This window comes from Pseudomonas sp. 43mfcvi1.1 (genome assembly GCF_900115935.1).
Classification (GTDB): domain Bacteria; phylum Pseudomonadota; class Gammaproteobacteria; order Pseudomonadales; family Pseudomonadaceae; genus Aquipseudomonas; species Aquipseudomonas bijieensis.
Genome location: NZ_UETT01000002.1, coordinates 291,115 through 312,994 on the forward strand (window position 1 = coordinate 291,115; position 21,880 = coordinate 312,994).

The window sequence follows — 21,880 nt, forward strand, 5'->3', positions numbered from 1 at the left end:
TCCGATTCAGCGCCAGCGGCGGAAGATCAGCGAGGTGTTGACCCCACCAAAGGCGAAGTTGTTGTTCATCACGTATTCGTGGCTCATCGGCCGGAATTCGTTGCGCAGGTAATCGAGCTTGCCGCACTGGGGATCGACCTCATCGAGGTTGAAGGTGTGCACGTACAGGTCGCGATTCATCATTTCGATGCTGAACCAGGACTCCAGCGCCCCGCAGGCACCCAGGGTGTGGCCGAGGAAGCTCTTTTGCGAGCTGATGGGCATGTGTTCGCCAAACAGGCTGCTGGTGGCCAGGGTCTCGGCGATGTCGCCCTGCTCAGTCGCGGTGCCGTGGCCGTTGACGTAGCCGATGGCCGAGGGTTCGAGGCCGGCGTCTTCCAGGGCCAGCTCCATGGCCCGGCGCATGGTGCTCAGTTCGGGTCGGGTGGCGTGCTGGCCGTCGGCGTTGCTGCCAAAGCCGACGATCTCGGCATGGATTTTTGCGCCACGGGCCAGGGCGTGTTCCAGTTCTTCGAGTACCAGTATGCCGGCGCCTTCGCCGATCACCAGGCCATCGCGGCCCTTGTCGTAGGGACGTGGGCTGGTTTGCGGCGCATCGTTTTTCAGGCTGGTGGCGTACAGCGCATCGAAGACCATCGCTTCGGTCGGGCACAGCTCTTCGGCACCACCGGCCAGCATCAGCGGCAGGCGACCGAACTTGATTGCCTCGTAGGCATAGCCGATGCCATGGCTGCCGCTGGTGCAGGCGCTGGAGGTGGGGATCAGGCGCCCGGTCAGCCCAAAGAAGATGCTGATGTTGGCTGCCGTGGTGTGGGGCATCATCCGCACGTAGGAGTTGGCGTTCAGCCCTTCGGCCACGCTGTTGAGCAGCATGTTGCCGAACGCCTTGATTTCGTCGGTGCTGCCGGTGGACGAGCCACAGGACACGCCCATGCGCCCGTCCTTGATCGACTCATCGCCCAACAGGCCTGCGTCGGCCAGGGCCTGTTCCGCCGCGGCGACCGCCAGGCGCGATACGCGGCCCATGCTGCGCAATTGCTTGCGGGTCCAGTGGGCCGGGACCTGGAAGTCGTCGATGGGGCCGGCCAGCCGCGTGTTCAGTTCGCTGAAGCGGTCCCACTCATCCATGCGCCGGATGCCGCTGCGATTGGCGGCGAAGTTGGCGGCGATGGTTTCCCAGTCGCTGCCTATGGAGGTGATACCGGCCATGCCGGTGACGACAACGCGCTTCATCAGCACAAGCCTCCGTTGACGGCCAGGACTTGCCGGGTGATGTAGCCGGCTTCGGCGGACATCAGGAAATTCACCGCACCCGCCACTTCTTGCGCAGTGCCCATGCGCTGGGCGGGGATCATTTTCATCAGTTCTTCCACGGGTACGTTTTCATCGAGCATGGCGGTGTCGATCAGGCCGGGCGCGACGCAATTGACGGTGATCTTGCGCTTGCCCAGCTCGATTGCCAACGCCTTCGCCGCACCGATCAAACCGGCCTTCGAAGCACTGTAGTTGACCTGCCCGCGATTACCGATCAGCCCGGAGACCGAGGTGATGCAGACGATCCGCCCGGCGGCGCGACGCCGGATCATCGGCATCATCACCGGGTGCAGCACGTTGTAGAAACCGTCGAGATTGGTGCGCATCACCACATCCCAGTCGTCTTCGCTCAGGGCCGGGAAGGCGCCATCGCGGGTCAGGCCGGCATTGAGCACCACGCCGTAATAGGCGCCGTGGGTTTCGACGTCGGCTTCGAGAGTCGCTTTGCAGGCAGCGCGGTCGGACACATCGAATTGCAGTACTCGCGCCTGGCGGCCCAGGGCCTGGATTTCTGCCTGGACCGCTTCGGCCTCGGCGCGGCCGCTGCGGCAATGCAGCACGATGTCGTGCCCGGCCTCGGCCAGGCGCAGGGCGATGGCGCGGCCGATGCCACGGCTGGAGCCGGTGACCAGTACGGATTCAGTCATGACGGGTTTCCTGTTGCGGACGGTTCATGAAGGTAATGGGCGGCCTTGGGCGGACGGAAAACGTTGAGCCGGGCCGTGGCATGGATGCCGGGGGCGTGGATGTGGCATTCGAACACGCCCATGCCGTTGTCGTCTTCCAGGGAGCGCACGCCGTGGATGCTCAGCTCGGCACCGACGGGAAAACAGTCGACGTTGCATTCGAACTTGCGGGTGCCGAGCAAAAAGCCCAGCTCCACGGCATCGCCGCGCCGGCGCGCATGGCAACCGGCAAACGCCGCGACGCTCTGGGCCATCAGCTCGATGCCGACCCAGGCCGGCAGCGCGCCGTCTTCGCGGTTGAACAAACCACCAGGCTTGACGGTGGTGTGGGTATGGATCTGTTCGTCATCGAACGACAGGATCCGGTCGATGAGGATCATGTCCCCTGCGTGGGGCAGCAGTTCGGCGAGCGGCCAGTCAATCATGGGGCGTCTCCGATAATCAGGCTGACGTTGTTGCCGCCGAAGGCAAATGAATTGCTCATCAGGCGGCGCGGGATGGCCGGGTTCAGGCGGGTGCTGGCGGTGACCCAGTCCAGCGCCGGCAACGCAGGATCGGCCTGGCCGTCCCAGACATGCGGTGGCAGGGCCTGGGCGCTGTTTTGGGGGCTCAGGGCCAGCCAGCAGAACGCCGCTTCCAGCGCCCCGGCCGCGCCGAGGGTATGGCCGGTCATGGGCTTGGTGGACGAGCAGGGCACACCCGCCGGGAACAGCCCGGCCACGGCCTGGCTCTCCATGGCGTCGTTGTGCTGCGTGGCGGTGCCGTGCAGGTTCAGGTAGTCGATCTGGCTGGCTTCGAGGCCCGCGCAATGCAGGGCTTTTTCCATGGCCTGGCGGGCGCCGCGACCGCTGGGCTCGGGGGCGGAAATATGATGGGCATCGGAGCTGGCGCCGTCGCCCAGCAGGGCGATCCTGGGGCCGTCTCCCGGGGTCTTGCTCATCAGGAACAGCACCGCCGCTTCGCCGATGTTGATGCCGCTGCGGTTCACCGAAAACGGATTGCAGCGTTCGCTCGATACCGCTTCCAGTGCGGAAAAACCGTTGAGGGTCAGTTTGCACAGGCTGTCCACGCCACCGCACAGCACGGCATCGCACAGGCCCAGGTCCAGCAGGCGTCGGGCACTCATCAAGGCGCGGGCGCTGGAGGTGCAGGCCGTGGAGATCACGTAGGACGGACCGCTCAGGCCGAGCCAGTCGGAAAGAAAATTGGCCGGCGCGCTGAGTTCCTGTTGCTGATAGTCGTAGCCATCGGGGAAGCGTTGTTCGCGCAGGTAGTGGGCGATGCCCTGGCTGGCCTCATCGATGCCCGACGTGCTGGTGCCCAGGACGATGCCGATACGGGCATGACCGTAGGCCTGGATGGCCTGGTCGATCTCTGCGCGAATCTGCAACCCGGCTTCCAGCAGCAGTTGGTTGTTGCGGCTGCGTTGCGCCGCAAGGGCAGGGGGGATGGGCGCGAGTTCCCCCGGCACCGAGGCGACCGGCAAGGCGCGTTCGGCCACCCAGCCATCCTCGATGCGCACGCCTGAGCAGTCGCCGGCAAACAGGTTGCGCGCGACGCTATGTCTGTCGCGGCCCAGGGCGCAGATCACCCCGAGGGCATTCAAATAGGCGGTCATGGGGCGTTCTCGGTCAACGGTGTGATGCGGTAGCGGGGGCCTTGGGGCAGGCTCAGTTCAAAATCCAGCGGCTGCTTGTAGCGCACCAGCCAGCGACTATCGAGGCTCCGTTGCGACGCCTGTTGCCGGGCGGCCGGGTAGTTGTCGGGCAGTTCGGCTTCGGGGGTCAGGGCGAACAGCAGCGCGGCGAACAACTCCCGGGCCTCGGCGTTGGGCGGCAGCAGACCGTCGGCCTGCCACTGGCCAGCGACCAGGCGCTGACGGGCCGCTGGAATGCCCAGCGGGTCCATCATCGACCAACGGATGCTGGCGTCTTCGCGCTGGATCACCAGCAACCAGTCCTGGCGTTGGCCGGCCATTGTCCGCTCGATGTGCAGTTGCATCGGCAACGCCAGGGTCGGCATGCGCGCGGGCAGCGGCGCGTGGCTGGCGCAGGCACTGAGCAGCAACACACAGGCGATCAGCAGGCCACGGATCATCCGGCAGCCCCTTCGAGAGGTTTGCGAGCCACCACGTTGACCAGGGTTTCCTCCCGCTCGCCAAATGGCTTGGGACGACGCAGGCCAAAGCGTTCCAGCAGGCCGAAATCCTTGGCACGGCTCCACCACAGGTACGGGTAGGACACGTTGCGGGCCTCGAACTGGAAACCCTGCTCGCGGATCATCTCCAGGTATTGCGCGGCGCTTTTCTGCACGTGCATGGGATGGCGGAACAGCCAGCGAATCACCCAGGTGTCGATGTAGGCTTCGGTGGATTCGGCGAACATCAAGTAGCCGCCGGGCTTGAGTACGCGATAGAACTCGGCGAGGGCCTTTTCCTGCTCCACCAGGTGATGGAAGGTCTGGTGGCAGAACAGCAGGTCGACGCTGGCATCGGGCACCGTCAATGTCGCGCAGTCGCTGCCGATCAGCTCCACGGTGATGCCCTGGCGCGCGGCTTCCTCACGGCTCAGATCCAGACTTTGGGGGTCGGCATCCACGCCGATCAGGCGTTGCGGCGCAAACACCTGACGCAGGTACTGGAATGATTTGCCCTGGCCGCAGCCGGCATCCAGCAGCACCGGGTTGGCCGGCAGCGGGGTGCTGAACAGGCTGCGCAGGTCGTTGATCGCTACGCGCAACACATGGTGCTGCCAGGTGTGGCTGCGCAGGAACCAGAAGCCGAAGCGGGTTTCTTCGACGTAGTTGTCGCTCAGGTAGCTCATGGTTGCTGACTCATGGTGCCGGGCTCGCACAGATTTCCGAAAGCATGCGCAGGCGCCGCTTGGGTTCGCTGACGAACGGGTTGCGCTGATCCCAGGCGTAGCCGGCCAGGATCGAGCTGATCATGCGACGGATGTCGTCCGAACCTTCGGTATAGAAAATCACGTCCTGGAAGGTGCCGGCGTACCAGCCCTCGACATAGCAGCGGAAGGTGTCGACGCCGCGCTTGAGGGGGTCGGCGAACTCGCTTTGCCAGTCCACGCTTTGGCCTTGCAACTGACGGTGGAGTACGTCGGCGGCCATGCTCGCCGAACGCATGGCGATGGTCACGCCGGAGGAGAATACCGGGTCGAGGAATTCCGCGGCGTTGCCCAGCAGGGCGAAACCAGGACCATGCAGGGTCTTGACGTTGGCCGAGTAGCCGCCGATGGTCCGCGCCGGGGTGTCCCACACGGCGTTGCGCAGCACGCCGGCCAGGCTTGGGGTTTCGTCGATGAAGCCGCGCAGGCAGGCATCGAGGTCGTCGGTGCGGCCAGCGAAATGTTCCGCGGCGGCGACCACGCCCACCGAGCAACGCCCGCCGCTGAACGGAATGGTCCAGAACCACACGTCGCGCTTGCTCGGATGGGTTGTGATGAGGATTTTTTCGCGGTCGAAAGTCGCCGCGTCGATGCGATCTTCAATATGGGTGAACACGGCCTGGCGCACCGGGAAGTTCGACGGTGCCTCAAGGTCCAGCAGGCGCGGCAGGACTCGGCCATAGCCGCTGGCATCGAGCACGAAGTCGGCTTCGACCCGGTACTCGCTGCCGTCTTCGCGCTGCACGCCCAGTTGCGGCTTGGCGAGAGTGAAATCGGCGCTGGCAATGGCTTGGCCGTAGCGGATCTCCACGCCTTGCAGCGCAGCCTGGTCGGCCAGCAATTTGTCGAAGTCGGCGCGTTGCACCTGGAAGGTCGTGGGCTTGCCGTTGCTGAAGGTGTCGCCGAAATCGAAGGCGCTGTAGCGCTCGCCCCAGGCGAACGCGGCGCCGTTCTTGCGCTGGAATCCAGCGGCATTCACCGCGTCGAGCATGCCGGCTTCTTCGACGAAATCCAGGCAATGGGACAACAGGCTCTCGCCGATGGAGAACCGGGGGAAATGCTGGCGCTCGATGACCAGCACATCGTGGCCCTTGCGCTTGAGCAGCGCCGCCGCGATAGCGCCGGAAGGGCCTGCGCCGATGACGACGACCTGCCGACGTTCCATTTCAACTGTTGGCACTGGAGCTCCTGGCCGGGACGGCAATCGAGGGAATACGGTGGAAACCGGCCAAGGCCGGCAGCAATGTCGCGATCAGTCCCATCAGCATCAGCATGAAGTACAGCGCGGGGCTGATGAGCTGTTGTTGCAAGAGCAGATTGAGGAAGACGATTTCACTCAAGCCGCGAATATTCAGCAAGACACTTTCGCGCCAACGACTGGCGCCGGCGAAGGGAGCGGCGGCCCATCCCAGCCCCAGCCAGTTGCCCAGCAGTTTGCTGGCGATGGGCAACAGCAGCAACGCCGTCAATTGCACCCAGTCGAGGCTGTTCATGGCGCTGTGGACGTTGATCTGCACAATGCCGAACGTGAGGATCAGCGGGATCGCCAGGTACGTCTGCAAACCCTGCATCCAGGCGGCATCGAGCGGCAGCCGCAAGGGCACTTTGAGCGCGGCCATGCACAGCAGATAGCCGATGCCGACGATCAGTGCATTGAGCCGGTAGTGCTCGGCCACCACCAACAGCGCAAAGAACACGCCGCTGTACAGCAACGGCTGGCGCAGGCCGAGCAGGCGCAACAGCAGCGGCACGCCGGCGCAGGCCAGCGGCAGCAACAGGCTGCTCAAGTGGAGGCTGCCCTGGGCCAGGCCGAACAGGCTCCAGCAGGCCAGGTCGATCAGGATCGCCGTTTGCACCAATCGCCGCGTGGCGGCGGGCGGATAGTCGATGTGACGCAGGTATAGGTACAGCACCGGGATCGCGGTGATCGCAAACAGCAGCCCCACCGCCAGGGAACTGATCCAGGGTTGGGGCGGCAGCAGCCAGAACGCTGTCGCCAGGCCGCAGGCAAACGGAACGACGAAGCTGGGCAGGGCGATCTTCACGCTCTGGCGATCCAGGCGCAGGTCGATCACGTCGCTGAGAATGTGCCCCAGCAACAGCGCGAACGCGAGGCTGTAGAGGTTCTTCAGCCACACCGGCGACACCAGTTGCGCGCCGCTGAGCTGCCAGCCCGGCTCGATCCAGAAATACATCAGCAGGGGCAGGCCGAAGGTCGCCAGCAACAACTGGCTGACAATCGGGATCAACCCGAAGCGACAGCCTATGCGGGTTGCGACAGCGAACAAGCCCAGGGCCATGAGCCAGAACAGCAGGGTCATCATGGGGCGGGCTCCGCGACGGCAGCCGCGTGGGCCTGATGCCCGGCCCACGGCGCCAGCATGAAGCTGAAGGCCAGCCCCAGGCTCACTGCCAGGCCGAAGTTACTCACCGCCGGGGTGCTGGACAGCGCCAGCAGGCCGAACGACAGCCAGGTGGTGACCGCCGCCAGGAACGTGCCCAGCAGGCTCACGGCGGCACCGCCGATCTGCTCGCGCATCAGGATCGCGTAGTCGACGCCGATGGCCGTCACCAGCAACAGGCCGAACAGGCTGAACAAGGTCAGTGGCTGCCCCAGCCAGCCGAGGCTCGCCAGGCTGCACAGCGCAGCCAGCAGCGGCAGTGCCACGATGCGCAAGGCGCCGCCGACGCCAAACGGCCAGATCAGCACCAGCACAATCAGCACACAGGAGGCCAGTTTCAACTCGGCGGCGCTGACCTGCGTGGCGGCGAAGACCCGGTTCAGGTCGCCCAGGCGATCCACCAGTTGCACGCCTGGCAAATCCACCGCCTGCACCCGCAGCAGCGCGGCATCGTTCAAGCCTTGCAGGCTGATCATGGCGGCCACGCCTTGTTCTGTCGGGCCGAGCCAGAGTGTGCGATAGGGCTCGGCCAAGGGGCCGGTCAACGCTGCATCGATGTCTTCCACCGGCAAGGCTTGCAGTTGCGCCAGCTCCGTTTGCAGCGCAGCGACCGGCACGCCCAGGTCCAACAGCGGTTGCCAGAAGGCTGGCAGGCGGGCCAGGGCCTCACGCACTTTCTGCTGTTCGGCGGGTGGGCTGACCAGTTGGTTAAGCGACAGGTAGCCCTGGAGTTTCTCCAGGCCGATCAACTGATCCAGCCGCTCGTTGAGGGCGGTCTGGCGCTCCAGCAGTTGTGCCTGGTCGCCGGCGCGGATCAGGAAGAACTGGCTGGTGGGCTGGAAGCCGGTGATGCGCGCGATGTCGCGGGCTTCGTCGGTAAGGTGCTGGGGCGTGCCGATCCACTGGCGAATGTCGTTTTTGGTGGTCAGGTGCCAGAGGCCGCCTGCGCAAAAACTCAGCAGCAACACCAGCAGCACTGGCGTGGGCACCCGCGCCAACAGCGCCTGGCGGGTCTGGAGCAGGCATTCGCACAGCCGCAGCGGCCACTGGGCCGGACGCAAATCGGCACCCTTGAGCAACGCTGGCAGCAGGCAGACGGCGGTCAAGTAGGCGCCTACCAGCCCGGCGGCGGAAAATATCGCGATCTGGGTCAGGGCCGGGAACGGCGTCCAGGCCAGGGCCAGGTAGCCGATGCAGGTGGTCGCTAGGCTCAGGCTCAGCCCCGGCAGAGTCAGGCGCAAGGCCGGCCAGCTGCGCCAGGGCTTGAGGCTCCAGCTCTTGGACAGGTAGTGCAGCGGGTAGTCCACCGCGACGCCGATCAGGCTGGAACCCAGGACCAGGGTCATCACATGCATGCGCCCGAACAAGGCCACGCACGCCACCGCGCCGAACAGCATGCCCACCAGCACTGGCACGAACGCCAGCCACACGCGCAAACGCCGGAAGGCCAGTAACAACAGCAGCAAGATGCCGACCGTCGCGCCGCCGCCGACCCAGGTGATTTCCCGCGAGGCCTGTTGCTGGCCGCTGGCGGCGTACAGCAGGCCGCTGGCCGCCAGCAGTTGCCCTTGGGCCTGGCCCGCCTGGTCGCGGCTGCGCCGCAGCAGTTCGGCCACTTGCAACGGCAGGTTCATGTCGAAGGCGTTGCCCTGGGCGCGAGCCCGCAGCATCACCCAGCTCTTACCGTCGGCATCGGCGACCAACGCACCGTTGCCAATATCGAATTTGATCGCGCCGCGTTGTGGCTGGCTATTCTGGATGCGCCCGGTCAGGCCCAGCCAGTCGTCCTGGTTCGGCACCAGGCTGAAGCCGCTGAATGGGTCGAACAGGGCCTGCACCCGTTGTTGGATAAACGCTTGGGGCTGCTCGATCAATTGCTGGCGGTCCGCCGCCGAGAGCATCGCCAACCGCCCGTTGAGCAATTGCGTGCGCAGCGCCGGCAAGTCGGCCTGCAACGTCCACTGGACCTTGTCGAACAGGCCGCTGGCCTGCCATTGCTCACCCAGGGTCTGTGCCAGGGCGATGGCTTGCTGGCGGTCGGTGTGGCCGACCAACACCAGCACTTCACGATTGAGCGGCTCCTGCATGCGTTGCTCGGCGATCAGCTCCAGGGCATCGGGCGCCGTGCCCGGCACCAGCTCCATGAGATTGGCCGACAGCGGTGCGCCATTGCGCCATTGCCAACCGGCGAGCGCCAGCACTGCCAGCAGCAGGACCAGGAACAGCCGGGGCAGCATCCGTTCACTCGGCAAAATCATGTTGCTCCGCTTCGCTCAAGGGTTGCGTGCTGATGCTGTCCTGCATGCGCAGCACGGTGCTGTCGCCCTGGGTTTCCAGCAGTTCGATGCGCTGCACCAGTTCGCCGCCGTCGATGTTGATCTGGTTGAAGACCTGCTTGAGCAGCACCGAGCGTGGGGTCAGGGTGAGTTTCCACTGTTGTGGCTCGCCCGACAGGCTCAGTTCGAAGTCCCGCAGCAAGCCACTGCTGTCGCCCTGCAATACCGCCAGGAACAAGCGGTTCTGCTCGGCCCCGGCGCTCTTGTTCGGCAACATCTGCCAGGCGTTGCCGTCCCGCCGGGCGATGCCCTGGGGGGTGATGCGGTAGTCCTGTTGCAGCGGGGTTTGCAGCAGCCACAGCAGGCCGTGTTTTTTCGCCAGCACGAAGCGTCCCTTGCTGGTGAGTGGCTGGGGCAGGGCGCGCAGGTGTTTTTCCTGGATGAACTGCCCGTGGATCACTTCCGGGCGGGCCAGTTGGTCGCTCAGCTGTTGCAAGTCGAACGCCTGGGCCAGGGGCGCCAGGCAGCACAGCAACAGCCAGACTGACAGGCGCTTCATGGCAGTTTCCTTTCAACGGCTTGGACAAAAACCCGAGGCGAGGCCAACAGCATTTCGCGACTGGCGAGGTCCACGGCCACTTGTACCGAACTGGCGCGGGTCAAGCGTTCGCCTGTGGCGGCGTCGCTGATCAGGTAGTTGATCTTCAGTCGGTTTTCCCATTCCACCAGGCTGGCACGCACGGTCAGCGCCTGGCCGAACACGGCGCTGCGCACGTAGCGCAGTTGCAGGTCGATGATCGGCCACGCATGGCCGGATTCGAGCATGTCGTTGTAGTTGTGGCCGATCAGGTCGAGCAAGGCGCAGCGGGCCACTTCCAGGTATTTGACGTAGTGGCCGTGCCAGACCACGTTCATCGAATCGACATCGAAAAATGGCACCACGATCTGCGTGTCGACGTGCAAAACACCTTGGTTACGCATGCAGCCTCCAGTGTTGGTCGGCGATGCGTTGCAGGCACAGTCGCAGTTCGCCTTCCAGGGCGCGGTCTTCGATGACTGGGGCGAAATCCTCGGCCAGTTGCTGGTGCATGGCGGCCAGGGCCGGGGGCAGCGGTCGCGCGTCTTCGGCGCGGCTGCGTAGCCACACGCCCTGGTTGGCGGCCAGCAGCGTTGCGGCGGCCACTTGCTCAGTCAGCTCCAGCACGCGGATCGCGTCCCGGGCGGCGATGGTGCCCATGCTCACCTTGTCCTGGTTGTGGCATTCGGTGGAGCGCGAGAACACGCTGGCCGGCATGGTGTTTTTCAGGGCTTCGGCGGTCCAGGCACTGGTGCCGATCTGCACGGCCTTGAAGCCATGGTTGAGCATCGCCCGCTCGGCGCTGGCGCCGGACAGGTTGCTCGGCAGGCCGTGGTTGTAACGCTCGTCCACCAGCAGCGCGAGCTGGCGATCCAGCAAGTCGGCGACGTTGGCCACCAGGTTCTTCAGGCTGTCCATGGCGAAGGCGATATGCCCGCCGTAGAAATGCCCGCCGTGCAGTACGCGCTCGGCTTCGGCGTCGATGATCGGGTTGTCGTTGGCGCTGTTGAGTTCGGTTTCGATGAAGGAGCGCAGCCAGCCCAGGCTGTCGGCCAATACCCCGAGCACGTGGGGCGCACAACGCAGGGAGTAGCGATCTTGCAGGCGATGCAGCGGCGCGGTCGGCGCGTCGATCGCCAGGTCCTTGCGCAGCCACGCGGCGACTTGCATCTGCCCCGGGTGTGGCTTGGCGGCGAACAGGCGCTCGTCGAAGTGTTCCGGGTTGCCTTGCAGGGCGACAACGTTCAGCGCGGTGATGCGGGTCGCCAGTTGCAGCAGATAGTCCGCGCGGGCGAAGGCCAGGCAGGCCAGGCCGGTCATCACGGCGGTGCCGTTCATCAGCGCCAGGGCCTCCTTGGGCCGCAGCACCAGCGGGGTCCAGCCCAGTTCATGGTGCACGTCCGCAGCCAGGCGCCGCTCGCCACGGAACATCACTTCCCGCTCGCCGGACAGGGTCGCGGCGACGTAGGACAGCGGGGTCAGGTCGCCACTGGCGCCCACCGAGCCTTCTTCCGGAATCAGCGGCAGGATGTCGTGTTCAAGGAAGGCCTGCAGGCGTTCCAGCAGTTCCACCCGCACCCCCGACACGCCGTGGCACAGCGACTGCAAACGCGCCGCCAGCACCGCACGGGTAGCCTGGGCGTCGAGCAACTTGCCCAGGCCGCAGCCATGGAACGTGTACAGGTGACGCGGCAGGGCCTCGACGTGGTGCAACGGCACGGCCACCACGCAGGAGTCGCCGTAACCGGTGGTCACGCCGTAGATCACGCCTTCCTTGTCCAGCAGGGAATCGAGGAATTGCGCACCCTTGGCAATCCGTTGGCGGAACGCCGGGTCATCCTGCAACTGCGTCGGCGCCCGGCGGTTGGCCAGGGCCAGCACATCTTCAATGCGCAAGGGGCATTCGCCGAAGGTTACCGGCTCAAGAGTGGGCATCGTCATCGGTCTTCCAGAAAGGGTAAAAGTTGAACCACTGTTGGGGGCCCTGGAGGCAGTACTGCGCCAGGCGCTCGGCATAGCGGCCGGCCCAGTGGGCGATCACTTGCTCGCGGTCGTTGCGTTTCCACGCCACGGCATCGGCGAAGGGTTCCAGGGTGACGCGATAGCGTCCCTCGTGCTTGAGGCACATCAGCAGGTTGACCGGGCATTTCAGCAGGCCAGCCAGCAACCAGGGCCCCTGGGGGAATGCCGCCGGGTGGCCCATGAAATCCACGGTCACACTGCGTCCGCCGTGCAGCGGTACGCGGTCGCCGGCAATCGCCAGCCACTCGCCACGCTCCAGGCGTTCACTCAGTTGCAACATGATCACCGGGTCCAGCTCGCTGACCTGGATCAGCCGCAGGTGCGTGGCGCCGGCTTCACCGAGCAAGCGGTTGAACTGCTCGGCGTGCTTGGTGTGTACCAGCACGTTCATGGTCACTTTCTCGCCCAGCTCGGCCAGGGCCCGGCACATTTCCAGGTTGCCCAGGTGCGCGCCCACCAGCATCTGCCCGCGGGCGTCACGCAAGTGATTGCGCAGTAGCGCCGGGTCGACGATTTCGATCTGGTCGATGCTCAGCTTGCCGTTCCAGACATCGAGCTTGTCCAACAGGGAATCGGCAAACGCCATGAACTGGCCGAACACCCGCCGGTGGGTCGGGCGCAGTTCGGGGCGCTCGCTCCATTCGGCCAGGCGCTGCTGGTATTGCCAGGCGGCCTGGCGGGCGCTGCGGCCGAAAATGAAGAAGTACAGGACGATGCCGTACAGCACCGGGGTCAATAAGCGCCGGCCGAGCACCTTGGCGGCGACTGCGGTGAGTTTCATCAGCCAGAAACTGCCGCGCTCCTGGCGGTCGGCCCAATGTTGCTTGTCTGCCTGAAGGCTCATGCCCGCCACCGTCGCCAGAGAATCAGGGGAAAGCGCACCAGCATGCCGAAGAACAACCGGGTGTGCATGCTGGAAATCAGCACGTTGTCGTGGAACAGGCGAAAGTGCGAGACCCCGTCCTGGGGGTAATGGACCCGGGTGTGCAGCCAGTGCATCGGTTGATTGCGCCAGGCCAGGCGCACGAGGATGTCCGAATCGAAATCCATGCGCTTGCCGATGTTGGCCGAGTCGATCAGCGCCAGGGTCGGTGGCAGGGGATAGACCCGAAAGCCGCACATGGAGTCGCGGATTTGCAGGGACAGGCTGTTGATCCAGACCATGATGTGAGTCAGGTAGCGCGCGTACAGACGACCTTTCGGCACGCTGGCGTCGTAGTGCGGATAACCACAGATCACCGCGTCCGGGTGGGCGCGGGATTGCTCGATGAAAGTCTTCACGTCGCCAAGATCGTGCTGTCCGTCGGCGTCCACCTGCAAGGCGTGGCTGAAACCCAGGCGCGCCGCTTCCCGCAGGCCGGTCATCACCGCGCCACCCTTGCCCTGGTTGATCGCCAGCCTGACCAGATGAACCCGCTCGTCTTCGGCCAACCGCTCCAGCACGGCGGCGCACGCCGGGCTGCTGGCGTCATCCACCAGCACACAAGGCAGGCCGTTGGCGAGCAACGCCTGGACCACGGCCGAGATGGCGGTTTCGTGGTTGTAGACCGGGATGACGGCGCAGGGGTTATGCATGCGGCATGTCTCGGTGGCCAAGGAGCATTTTGTGGCGAGGGAGCTTGCTCCCGCTCAAGTGCGAAGCACTCGCTCTTGAAATACCAGGGGCTGCTTCGCAGCCCAACGGGAGCAAGCTCCCTCGCCACAGTGATTTGTACAGGTGCCTAGGCATTGTTTTCCCCCAACACAATCCGCCCACTGGAACAGGCCGCCGTGTCATTGCGGTAGGCAAAGTACAGCTTGCCGCGCTCGCGGTCGAAGCGCAGGTGCAGTTGGACTTCATCGCCAGGGCGAACCAGTTGCTGGAACTTCAGCACCTCCATGCCGACGAACCGGGGCGGCAGGTCCATCAATTGCCGGCCCAGGCTCAAGGCCCAGTCGACCTGCACTACGCCTGGCAACACTGGCGCGGTGGGGAAGTGGCCGCTGAAGTATGCAAGGTCCGCAGGCACGACCAGTTGCAGGTTCCACTCACCGTCGGTTTCGACTTGCTCCAGCACGTCAGGGGTTTTGGGACGTGGCGCCATCAGCAACGCCTCGACCTCGGCCTGGGGCAACTTGCCCTGGGCGTTGAGCGGCAACTGCCGCAGCCAGCGCCAGCGCCGGGGCAGGGCAAGGGTTTCGCAATGTTCGCTCAGGTGCCGACGCAGGCCTTCGGTAACGGCGCGCCGGCCCAGGTTGCGCAAGGCGTGCAGGCCGTTTTCGCTGAGCACCACCAGTGCGCCAAGGGAGGCGCGCTTCTCCTGCACCACCCCCAGCCGCGCTTCGCTGACCCAGTCGTGGGCCATCAGCGCTTGTTCCAGCATCGGCAGGGAGATGCGTTTTTCTTCGAGCTTGACGATGCGATCCAGTCTCCCGAGCAGCTCAAAGCGTCCATCTGTGGCGATTCGCGCCGCGTCGGCGGTGTGTTCCACATGCCCGGCCGGCAGATAGGGCGAAGCGATCAGCAAGGCGCCGTCGCTGTCCTGGCTGAGCTCGACGCCGGCAAAGGGCTGCCACAATCCGTCACCCTGACGCCAGGCGATACCGCCAGTTTCCGAACTGCCGAAAATTTCCGTCGGCCATTGTCCCAGACGTTGCTGCAAGCTTTGTGCAGCCTCGGGGGGCAAGGCGCCGCCAGAGGAGAACACCCGGCGCACGCTGCTCAGGGCCGGCCAATCGAGGTTATCGCCCATGCGCTTGAGCAGCGCCGGGCTGGCGACCCAGGCGAAGGCCGGTTGTTCGCGGCTGGCGCGTTGCAGGTCCTCGGGAAACGCCAATTGCCGACGCACGAACGGGCGCCCGGCGCACAGCGGCCACAACACCCGGAACAGCAACCCGTAGATATGCTGGGCGGCAACGCTGCCGATCATGCAGGCCGGCCCCAGGTCGGCGCCCCACAAGTGCTCCAGGGCGTGGACTTCGTTACTCAACTGGCGCAGGGTTTTCTCGATGCGCTTGGGCTCGCCGCTGGAGCCGGAGGTGCACAGGCTCAGCCAGCAGTGATCGAGGTCCAGTTCGGCGGCGTCCATCGGCGCCTGTTGCACGTCGTTGGGATGCGTGTCGCCGGGCTGGTCGGTCAGCCACAGGTCCACGTCCGCCGCCCAGCGCTGGCGCGTCTGCACCTGCAGGTCGGCGGGAAGCAAGACCCGGACTCCGGCGCGCCAGGCGCCGAGCAGGGCGATGGCCAGGTCGGCGGCGTCTTCCAGGTGCACCGCCACATGCCGCACGCCACGGGCTTGCAGGCCGGCCGCCAGGCTCAACGCCGCGCCCCGCAGTTGCGTGTGACTGAGCGCCGGATCGAGCGCGACGGCGCGTTCCGGTTCAGTCCTGAGCAGAATCTGCTCAAGTGTTATCCAATTCATGGGCGGCCTCTTACCCGTTGTCGTATGAGCCATTCAATGGCAAACAGCAGCCCCATCAATCCGTAGGAAATCAGGCCGGTGTACAACATCCACCAGCTCAGCGGCGCCCAGAGGGTCAGGGCGGCGGCGAGCAAACCGTTACACAGGAAAAACACACTCCAGGCCACTGTGACCTGGCGGGTATACACCACCGCCTTGGCAGGTAGCTGCGGTTCGCGCAGGCGGGCCAGGCGTTCGATCATCGGCGGGCCGTATTTCAGGCTCAGGACGAACAGCCCGAGCATGAACGCGCTGATCAGCACCGGGTACCAGCGCAGCAGGAGCGGGCTGTCGAACAGCGCCAGCAGTACGCAAAACACGATCGCCGTGGCCGCCATCCAGCGGCTGCCGGGCCCGCCCTTGCCAAGCAATGCCCGGGCCAGCCACAGGCTGCCGAGCAGCAACCCGAACTGCCACGGGGCGAAGTGCTCCATGCCGAAATACACCGCAAAGGGGTACAGCAGGCCCGCCAGCAGCAGGCCGAGGCCAATCAGCCGGGTCATGCGGCCGGTTGGACCAGTCGATAGACCGCCTCGACCACGTCATTGACGGTGCGCACCGACTTGAATTCTTCGGCGGCGATTTTCTTGCCGGTCTGACGCTTGATGTGGTCGATCAGGTCGACCGCATCGATGCTGTCGATTTCCAGGTCCTGGTACAGGTTCGATTCCAGCGTCACGCGCTCGGGGTCCAGCTCGAAGAGCTCGACCAGAGCATCGCGCAGGGTGTTGAAGATGTCGTCACGAGTTTGCATGGTCTGGTCTCAGGCGCTTTTTGCAGTGACGAAGGCCGCAAGGCTTGCCACATTGCTGAAATGGTTACGGGTGTCCTTGGCGTCGGCATCGATCTTGATGCCGTACTTCTTCTGGATCGCCAGGCCTAGCTCCAGGGCATCCACCGAGTCCAGGCCCAGGCCTTCGCCGAACAGGGTCTGGTGGTCGCCGATATCGTCGATGCTTATGTCCTCCAGGCCGAGGGCATCGATGATCAGCTGTTTGATGTCACGGTGCAGATCGCTCATCTTCGGCGAGCTCCTTGATGAAATAGTGATGCAAAAAATCGTTGAGCCTGCGCGAAGCCTGGGGTGGTGGGCCGAGCGCGGCGAAGGCCTGTGGGTCTATATCGGCCCCCACGCGAAAACTGAAGTGCACGCGGCGCTGGGGAATGCGATACCAGGGTTCGGCCTTGGTCAGAGTAGTGGGGCAAACCTTGATGGTGACGGGCGTGAGGATTTTCGCACCCCGCAGGGCAATGGCCGCCGCCCCCCGATGAAAGGCCGGTGCCTGGCCGGGCTGGGTGCGCGTACCTTCGGGGAAGACGATCAGGGTCTGGCCATCCTGCAGGGCATCGCTGGCGGCATCAAGCATGTCCATGCTGCCGTCGTTGCTGATGTATTGGGTCGAGCGCAGCGGGCCGCGGGTGAAGGGGTTGTCCCACAGGCTTTGCTTGACCACGCAGTTGGCGTTGGGCACCAGCCCGATCAGGAACACCACGTCGATCAGCGACGGGTGATTGGCGATGATCATTTGTCCGGGGCGGCCGAGCCGTTCGGCGCCGTCGATCCGGTAGGTCAGCACCCCGGTGCGGGCCATGAACCGGATGAAGAACCAGAACAACCGCCCGACCGTGCGACGGGCCCGTTGCCGATGGGCCTGGGCATCGCCGGGCCACCAGGCCAGCAACGGAAACACCAGCAAACGCAGGCACAGCCCGCCCAGCCCGAACAGGGCGAAGCTTGCGGCGGTCGCGATCAGGCGCCAGTAATAGGCGTCGCGATGTTTACCGGTCACCGGTTGCGTTGCCAGGTCCATACACGATTCTTCCAGGCATGTTGGCAGGTGGTTTCGTTGTTCAGCAGGGTACGCAACAGATCCAGGGCATGGGGCCAGTCGCTGCCAGGCAATTGGCCGGTTTGCGCACACAGGTCCAGTTGCCAGTCGTCGCCCGGGGTTAGCAGCAAGCCCATGGCATAGGGAAACGGCACGTCATTGACCCACGGCGCGTAGACCTGCGGGGGTTGCTCCTCGGTGATCACCAGCAACACCGCCGGCGAGCCTTCGTTCAACAGTGCGGCGGCTTCCAGCACACCGTGCTCCAACCCGTCGCCGGTAGCGGCCAGGGCAGTCATTTCGCTGGTTTCGCCTCGCATGATCGACCACAGGCCAATCACTGCGTTGTGCACCGACAGGCTGAATTGGGTCGGCGACAAGGGCTGGTCGGCTGCCAGGTCCTTGAGAATCTCGAAAGTGCGTGGGGTTTCGCCGTGGCGGGAAATAAAGACCAACGGTAGGTCCGGCCGATCCTCGGCCAGCGGCCAGCCAACACTGAAGGCCATCCGCGCCAGGCGGCTGAGGCGCCGACGCTGCATGGCCGGCAGGAACGATACGTCAGGGGAGGCATCGCTGGGCGGCAATACGACCGGCTGTCGGCTCCAGGCCTGCCAGTCGTCCACGCTTTCGAGCCCAGGGGCCCACGCGCGCCATTGGGCGATATTGAAATTGATCACAAAATTCATCCCACCCCTGCGGGCTTTTATTGTCACGGCTCAGTGGTTTGACCCGCGTCCAACCCTGCATGGCCTTGCGACCCAAGTGGCGCGCATTATCCCGGTGCGGTTGGCTTGTAGCAAATACTGGTTACATTTTGTCCAGCGAAATGTACGACTTGGTTCAGTTGCAAACTATTGTCGCGATCATTGCTCGCCTGTCTGTCGGTTCTTTCTGTCATTTTCCGGGTGAATTGACGCTTCGATTGTTGGAAAAGCCACTGTTGCCGTAGTCCTTCTACGCAGAAGGTAGCTAAGCGGTGTCGCGGCCTACTACACTCGGGGATCTTTGATACACGGAGGTTTTGACATGCGGCGTGTGGTGTTCAATCAGAAAGGTGGCGTGGGCAAATCCAGCATCGCCTGCAACCTGGCGGCAGTCAGCGCCAGCGAAGGCTATCGCACGCTGTTGGTGGATCTGGATGCCCAGGCCAACTCCACGCAATACCTGACGGGCCTGACCGGCGATGACATTCCCATGGGCATTGCCGATTTCTTCAAGCAAACCCTGTCATCCGGGCCCTTTTCGAAAAAGAACAAGGTGGATATCTACGAAACGCCGTTCGACAACTTGCACGTGATCACCGCCACGGCGGAGCTGACGGATCTGCAGCCCAAGCTTGAGGCCAAGCACAAGATCAACAAGCTGCGCAAACTGCTTGAAGAACTGGAGGAAGATTACGACCGGATTTACCTCGATACCCCGCCAGCGCTGAATTTCTATGCGGTTTCAGCGTTGATCGCTGCTGATCGAGTGCTGATCCCCTTCGACTGTGACAGTTTCTCCCGTCAGGCCCTGTACGGCCTGCTGGCGGAAATCGAAGAGCTCAAGGACGACCATAACGAGGGCCTGGAAGTCGAAGGCATCGTGGTCAACCAGTTCCAGGCTCGCGCCAGCCTGCCGCAGCAGATCCTCGACGAACTGATCGCCGAAGGCCTGCCGGTACTGCCGGTGTACCTGAGCAGTTCGGTGCGCATGCGCGAATCCCACCAGGCCAGTTTGCCGCTGATCCACCTGGACCCACGGCACAAGCTGACCCAGCAGTTCATGGAATTGCATAGCCTGCTGGAAGGCGCCTGATTCTGGCCTGTGCAAAACCCTGTGGGAGCAACTGTGTGGGAGCAAGGCTTGCCCGCGATGAAAACGCCGCGGTCTCTTGAGGACCGCAGCGCCTGGATCGCGAGCAAGCTTTGCTCCCACAAAAAGCCCGCTCCCACAGTTATCTCATGGCTTCAAATCCCCTGGCTGCGCAACCAGCTCATCAACTGAGGCAAGGGAAACGCCCCACTCTGACGCGCCACCTCCCGGCCTTCCCTGAACAGAATCAGGCTGGGAATCGAGCGGATCCCCAACTGCGCCGATAACTGCTGATTAGCCTCGCTGTCGAGCTTGGCCAACCGGCATTTACCCGTCAGTTGCGCAGCGGCCTGTTCGAACACCGGCGCGAAGGACTTGCACGGTCCGCACCAATCGGCCCAGACATCCACCAGCAACGGCAGGTCGCCCTTGATCTGGCTGGCGTAGTCGCCTTGCTTGAGTTCGAACGGTTTGTTCAATAGCACTGGGGCCTTGCAGCGCCCGCACTTGGGCTGGTCGCCCAGGCGTTCGGCGGGGATGCGGTTGAGCCCGTTGCAATGGGGGCAGGGGATCAGCATCGGGGCAGTCTCCAGAAAAATCATTGGCGAAGATTTGAACACCGTGCAAAGCACACCGCAAACCTTTGTGGGAGCGAGCCTGCTCGCGATTGCGACCTGACAGTCAATACATCATTGACTGTCCTGCCGTCATCGCGAGCAGGCTCGCTCCCACAAAGGTGGATCGGTGTGGCTGTTACTTGGCGTTGGTCAGCGTGTTGTAGCTGGTCATCAGGTTGCGGTAGTCCGGGATGTGGTTGGAGAACAAGGTCGCCAGCCCTTCCACATCGTTGCGCCAGTCGCGGTGCAGTTCACAGGCCAGGCCGAACCAGGTCATCAGTTGCGCACCGGAGGAGGACATGCGGTCCCAGGCCGATTGACGGGTCAGTTCGTTGAACGTGCCTGAGGCATCGGTGACCACGAACACCTCGAAACCTTCGGCCAGGGCCGAGAGTGCCGGGAAGGCCACGCAGACTTCAGTCACCACGCCGGCGATGATCAGTTGCTTCTTGCCGGTGGCCTTGATGGCCTTGACGAAATCTTCGTTGTCCCAGGCGTTGATCTGGCCGGGACGGGCGATGTACGGCGCGTCCGGGAACAGGGTCTTGAGTTCTGGCATCAGCGGGCCGTTGGGGCCGGTTTCGAAACTGGTGGTGAGGATGGTTGGCAGCTTGAAGTATTTGGCCAGGTCGGCCAGGGCCAGCACGTTGTTCTTGAAACGGTCCGGGTCGATGTCACGCACCAGCGAGAGCAGGCCAGCCTGGTGGTCCACCAGCAGAACGGCGGCGTTATCTTTGTCGAGACGGTTGTAGGAAGTAGTCATGGCGTAGCCCTCATTAAGTTTTGGTTGCCGAAGGTTTCGGCGTGGTTAAGGTTTTTAATGTCGGTGTAGCGATTGATCGGTGACTCATCCGGTCGAAGCGCTTCGGCTTCAAACCGTGTTGCGTTTCGATGGGTGTAGATTAAAACTGGCACCTTTGATGCGCTAGACTGCGAAAATCAGCCTTAGCGTTCTATTTGGAGAACGATCATCGAAGACCTCAACACGCTGTACTACTTCACCCAGGTCGTGGAGCACCGTGGTTTCGCCGCCGCCGGTCGCGCGCTGGACATGCCCAAGTCGAAACTCAGCCGACGTATCGCCCAACTGGAAGAGCGACTCGGGGTGCGGCTGCTCCACCGCACCAGCCGCCATTGCACGCTGACGGAGATCGGCCAGGCCTATTACCAGCGCTGCCTGGCGATGCGGGTCGAGGCCGAGAGCGCGGCGGAAGTGATCGAGCGCAACCGCTCCGAACCCCAGGGGCTGGTGCGCATCAGTTGTCCGACGGCGCTGCTCAACAGTTGGGTCGGACCGATGCTGACCCGCTACATGCTCAAGTACCCACGGGTGGAGTTGTTCATCGAGAGCACCAACCGCCGGGTCGACCTGATCCACGAAGGGTTCGACATCGCCTTGCGGGTGCGCTTTCCGCCGCTGGAAAACACCGACATGGTCATGAAGGTGTTGAGCAACAGCACCCAATGCCTGGTGGGCAGCCCGGCGTTCCTGGAGCGTTTGTCTGCACCGGCTTCCCCGGCGGACCTCAACGGCTTGCCGAGCGTGCACTGGGGGGCGGCACAACGTGAATACCAGTGGGAATTGTTCGGCCCCGACGGCACCCGCGCGCTGATCCGTCATGAACCGCGCATGGTCACCGACGACCTGCTGGCCTTGCGTCACGCCGTGCTGGCCGGCATCGGCGTCGCTCACCTGCCCACCGTGGTGGTGCGCGAAGATATCGCAGCCGGGCGGTTGGTGGAGCTGGTGCCGGGCTGGACGCCCAAGTGCGGCATCGTCCATGCGATCTTTGCTTCGCGACGGGGGTTGCTGCCGTCGGTGCGTACGTTGATTGATTTTCTGGCCGAGGAATTCAGCCACAGTGATATGGCGTAGGGCGGGCGCTCTTGAGTGAGCGTGCTTCTGTGGGAGTCAAGCTTGCTCGCGATGAACGATAACGCGATCTTCCGGTAGATCGTGGTGCCTTCATCGCGAGCAGGCTCAGCTCCCACAGGCTTTTCACTGATCTTCCTTCCGAGTTTC

Annotated in this window: 24 protein-coding genes; 2 read left to right on the forward strand and 22 right to left on the reverse strand. The window is 64.0% G+C overall.

Features of this window, described 5'->3' with window-relative positions; genetic code table 11:
* Window positions 1-6: 6 nt before the first annotated feature.
* From DTP52_RS04705 to DTP52_RS04800, 20 genes are all read right to left on the reverse strand, one after another.
* Window positions 7-1,233, reverse strand: coding sequence for a beta-ketoacyl-ACP synthase (locus tag DTP52_RS04705; RefSeq protein WP_109752065.1), 1,227 nt, complete (start codon window positions 1,231-1,233; stop codon window positions 7-9).
* Complete coding sequence (gene fabG, locus DTP52_RS04710; protein ID WP_109752066.1) at window positions 1,233-1,961, reverse strand: 3-oxoacyl-ACP reductase FabG; 729 nt, start codon at window positions 1,959-1,961, stop codon at window positions 1,233-1,235. Before fabG ends, DTP52_RS04705 begins: the two co-directional genes overlap by 1 nt.
* Window positions 1,958-2,425 (reverse strand): hotdog family protein, encoded by a 468-nt coding sequence (locus DTP52_RS04715; protein WP_109752067.1) that lies wholly within the window; start codon window positions 2,423-2,425, stop codon window positions 1,958-1,960. Before DTP52_RS04715 ends, fabG begins: the two co-directional genes overlap by 4 nt.
* Window positions 2,422-3,618 (reverse strand): beta-ketoacyl-[acyl-carrier-protein] synthase family protein, encoded by a 1,197-nt coding sequence (locus DTP52_RS04720; protein ID WP_109752068.1) that lies wholly within the window; start codon window positions 3,616-3,618, stop codon window positions 2,422-2,424. Before DTP52_RS04720 ends, DTP52_RS04715 begins: the two co-directional genes overlap by 4 nt.
* On the reverse strand, window positions 3,615-4,097 hold the full coding sequence (locus DTP52_RS04725) for a DUF3261 domain-containing protein (protein WP_109752069.1): 483 nt from the start codon (window positions 4,095-4,097) through the stop codon (window positions 3,615-3,617). Before DTP52_RS04725 ends, DTP52_RS04720 begins: the two co-directional genes overlap by 4 nt.
* On the reverse strand, window positions 4,094-4,822 hold the full coding sequence (locus DTP52_RS04730; protein WP_109752070.1) for a class I SAM-dependent methyltransferase: 729 nt from the start codon (window positions 4,820-4,822) through the stop codon (window positions 4,094-4,096). Before DTP52_RS04730 ends, DTP52_RS04725 begins: the two co-directional genes overlap by 4 nt.
* Before the next feature lie 10 nt (window positions 4,823-4,832).
* Entirely contained in the window at window positions 4,833-6,080 is a 1,248-nt protein-coding gene (locus tag DTP52_RS04735) for an NAD(P)/FAD-dependent oxidoreductase (protein WP_109752071.1), read from the reverse strand.
* Window positions 6,067-7,224: a sodium:proton antiporter gene (locus DTP52_RS04740; RefSeq protein ID WP_109752072.1), complete on the reverse strand. Its 1,158-nt coding sequence runs from the start codon at window positions 7,222-7,224 to the stop codon at window positions 6,067-6,069. Before DTP52_RS04740 ends, DTP52_RS04735 begins: the two co-directional genes overlap by 14 nt.
* Entirely contained in the window at window positions 7,221-9,560 is a 2,340-nt protein-coding gene (locus DTP52_RS04745) for an MMPL family transporter (RefSeq protein WP_109752073.1), read from the reverse strand. Before DTP52_RS04745 ends, DTP52_RS04740 begins: the two co-directional genes overlap by 4 nt.
* Window positions 9,544-10,137, reverse strand: coding sequence for an outer membrane lipoprotein carrier protein LolA (locus tag DTP52_RS04750; RefSeq protein ID WP_109752074.1), 594 nt, complete (start codon window positions 10,135-10,137; stop codon window positions 9,544-9,546). The genes DTP52_RS04745 and DTP52_RS04750 overlap by 17 nt, the downstream gene beginning before the upstream one ends.
* Window positions 10,134-10,559 carry a thioesterase family protein gene (locus tag DTP52_RS04755; RefSeq protein WP_109752075.1) on the reverse strand — a complete coding sequence of 142 codons (426 nt, stop codon included), beginning with the start codon at window positions 10,557-10,559 and terminating at the stop codon, window positions 10,134-10,136. The genes DTP52_RS04750 and DTP52_RS04755 overlap by 4 nt, the downstream gene beginning before the upstream one ends.
* The gene (gene hutH / locus DTP52_RS04760; protein WP_109752076.1) at window positions 10,552-12,096 is read right to left on the reverse strand and encodes a histidine ammonia-lyase; all 1,545 of its coding nucleotides are present in this window, start codon (window positions 12,094-12,096) and stop codon (window positions 10,552-10,554) included. Before hutH ends, DTP52_RS04755 begins: the two co-directional genes overlap by 8 nt.
* Window positions 12,077-13,021 (reverse strand): glycosyl transferase, encoded by a 945-nt coding sequence (locus DTP52_RS04765; protein WP_109752077.1) that lies wholly within the window; start codon window positions 13,019-13,021, stop codon window positions 12,077-12,079. Before DTP52_RS04765 ends, hutH begins: the two co-directional genes overlap by 20 nt.
* The gene (locus DTP52_RS04770; protein WP_109752078.1) at window positions 13,018-13,752 is read right to left on the reverse strand and encodes a glycosyltransferase family 2 protein; all 735 of its coding nucleotides are present in this window, start codon (window positions 13,750-13,752) and stop codon (window positions 13,018-13,020) included. Before DTP52_RS04770 ends, DTP52_RS04765 begins: the two co-directional genes overlap by 4 nt.
* A 146-nt stretch (window positions 13,753-13,898) precedes the next feature.
* The gene (locus DTP52_RS04775; protein WP_109752079.1) at window positions 13,899-15,578 is read right to left on the reverse strand and encodes an AMP-binding protein; all 1,680 of its coding nucleotides are present in this window, start codon (window positions 15,576-15,578) and stop codon (window positions 13,899-13,901) included.
* A complete protein-coding gene (locus DTP52_RS04780; protein ID WP_109752080.1) occupies window positions 15,575-16,120 on the reverse strand; it encodes a hypothetical protein in 546 nt (181 codons plus the stop codon). Before DTP52_RS04780 ends, DTP52_RS04775 begins: the two co-directional genes overlap by 4 nt.
* Window positions 16,117-16,371, reverse strand: coding sequence for an acyl carrier protein (locus DTP52_RS04785; RefSeq protein ID WP_030140951.1), 255 nt, complete (start codon window positions 16,369-16,371; stop codon window positions 16,117-16,119). The genes DTP52_RS04780 and DTP52_RS04785 overlap by 4 nt, the downstream gene beginning before the upstream one ends.
* Window positions 16,372-16,380: 9 nt before the next feature.
* Window positions 16,381-16,638: a phosphopantetheine-binding protein gene (locus DTP52_RS04790; RefSeq protein WP_109752081.1), complete on the reverse strand. Its 258-nt coding sequence runs from the start codon at window positions 16,636-16,638 to the stop codon at window positions 16,381-16,383.
* A complete protein-coding gene (locus tag DTP52_RS04795; RefSeq protein ID WP_109752082.1) occupies window positions 16,619-17,428 on the reverse strand; it encodes a 1-acyl-sn-glycerol-3-phosphate acyltransferase in 810 nt (269 codons plus the stop codon). Before DTP52_RS04795 ends, DTP52_RS04790 begins: the two co-directional genes overlap by 20 nt.
* Window positions 17,404-18,132, reverse strand: coding sequence for a beta-ketoacyl synthase chain length factor (locus tag DTP52_RS04800; RefSeq protein ID WP_109752083.1), 729 nt, complete (start codon window positions 18,130-18,132; stop codon window positions 17,404-17,406). The genes DTP52_RS04795 and DTP52_RS04800 overlap by 25 nt, the downstream gene beginning before the upstream one ends.
* Before the next feature lie 340 nt (window positions 18,133-18,472).
* Between DTP52_RS04800 and DTP52_RS04805 the strand changes: the two genes are divergently transcribed.
* The gene (locus DTP52_RS04805; protein WP_109752084.1) at window positions 18,473-19,243 is read left to right on the forward strand and encodes a ParA family protein; all 771 of its coding nucleotides are present in this window, start codon (window positions 18,473-18,475) and stop codon (window positions 19,241-19,243) included.
* A gap of 152 nt (window positions 19,244-19,395) precedes the next feature.
* On the opposite strand, the gene trxC is transcribed toward DTP52_RS04805, so the two are convergent.
* The gene (gene trxC, locus DTP52_RS04810) at window positions 19,396-19,818 is read right to left on the reverse strand and encodes a thioredoxin TrxC (protein ID WP_178082462.1); all 423 of its coding nucleotides are present in this window, start codon (window positions 19,816-19,818) and stop codon (window positions 19,396-19,398) included.
* A 175-nt stretch (window positions 19,819-19,993) separates the two neighbouring features.
* Window positions 19,994-20,620: an isochorismate family cysteine hydrolase YcaC gene (gene ycaC, locus DTP52_RS04815; RefSeq protein ID WP_109752086.1), complete on the reverse strand. Its 627-nt coding sequence runs from the start codon at window positions 20,618-20,620 to the stop codon at window positions 19,994-19,996.
* Between the two features lie 207 nt (window positions 20,621-20,827).
* On the opposite strand from ycaC, the gene DTP52_RS04820 reads away from it, so the two are divergent.
* Window positions 20,828-21,733, forward strand: a complete 906-nt coding sequence (locus tag DTP52_RS04820; RefSeq protein ID WP_204334279.1) for a LysR family transcriptional regulator — start codon at window positions 20,828-20,830, stop codon at window positions 21,731-21,733.
* Window positions 21,734-21,880 lie beyond the last annotated feature (147 nt).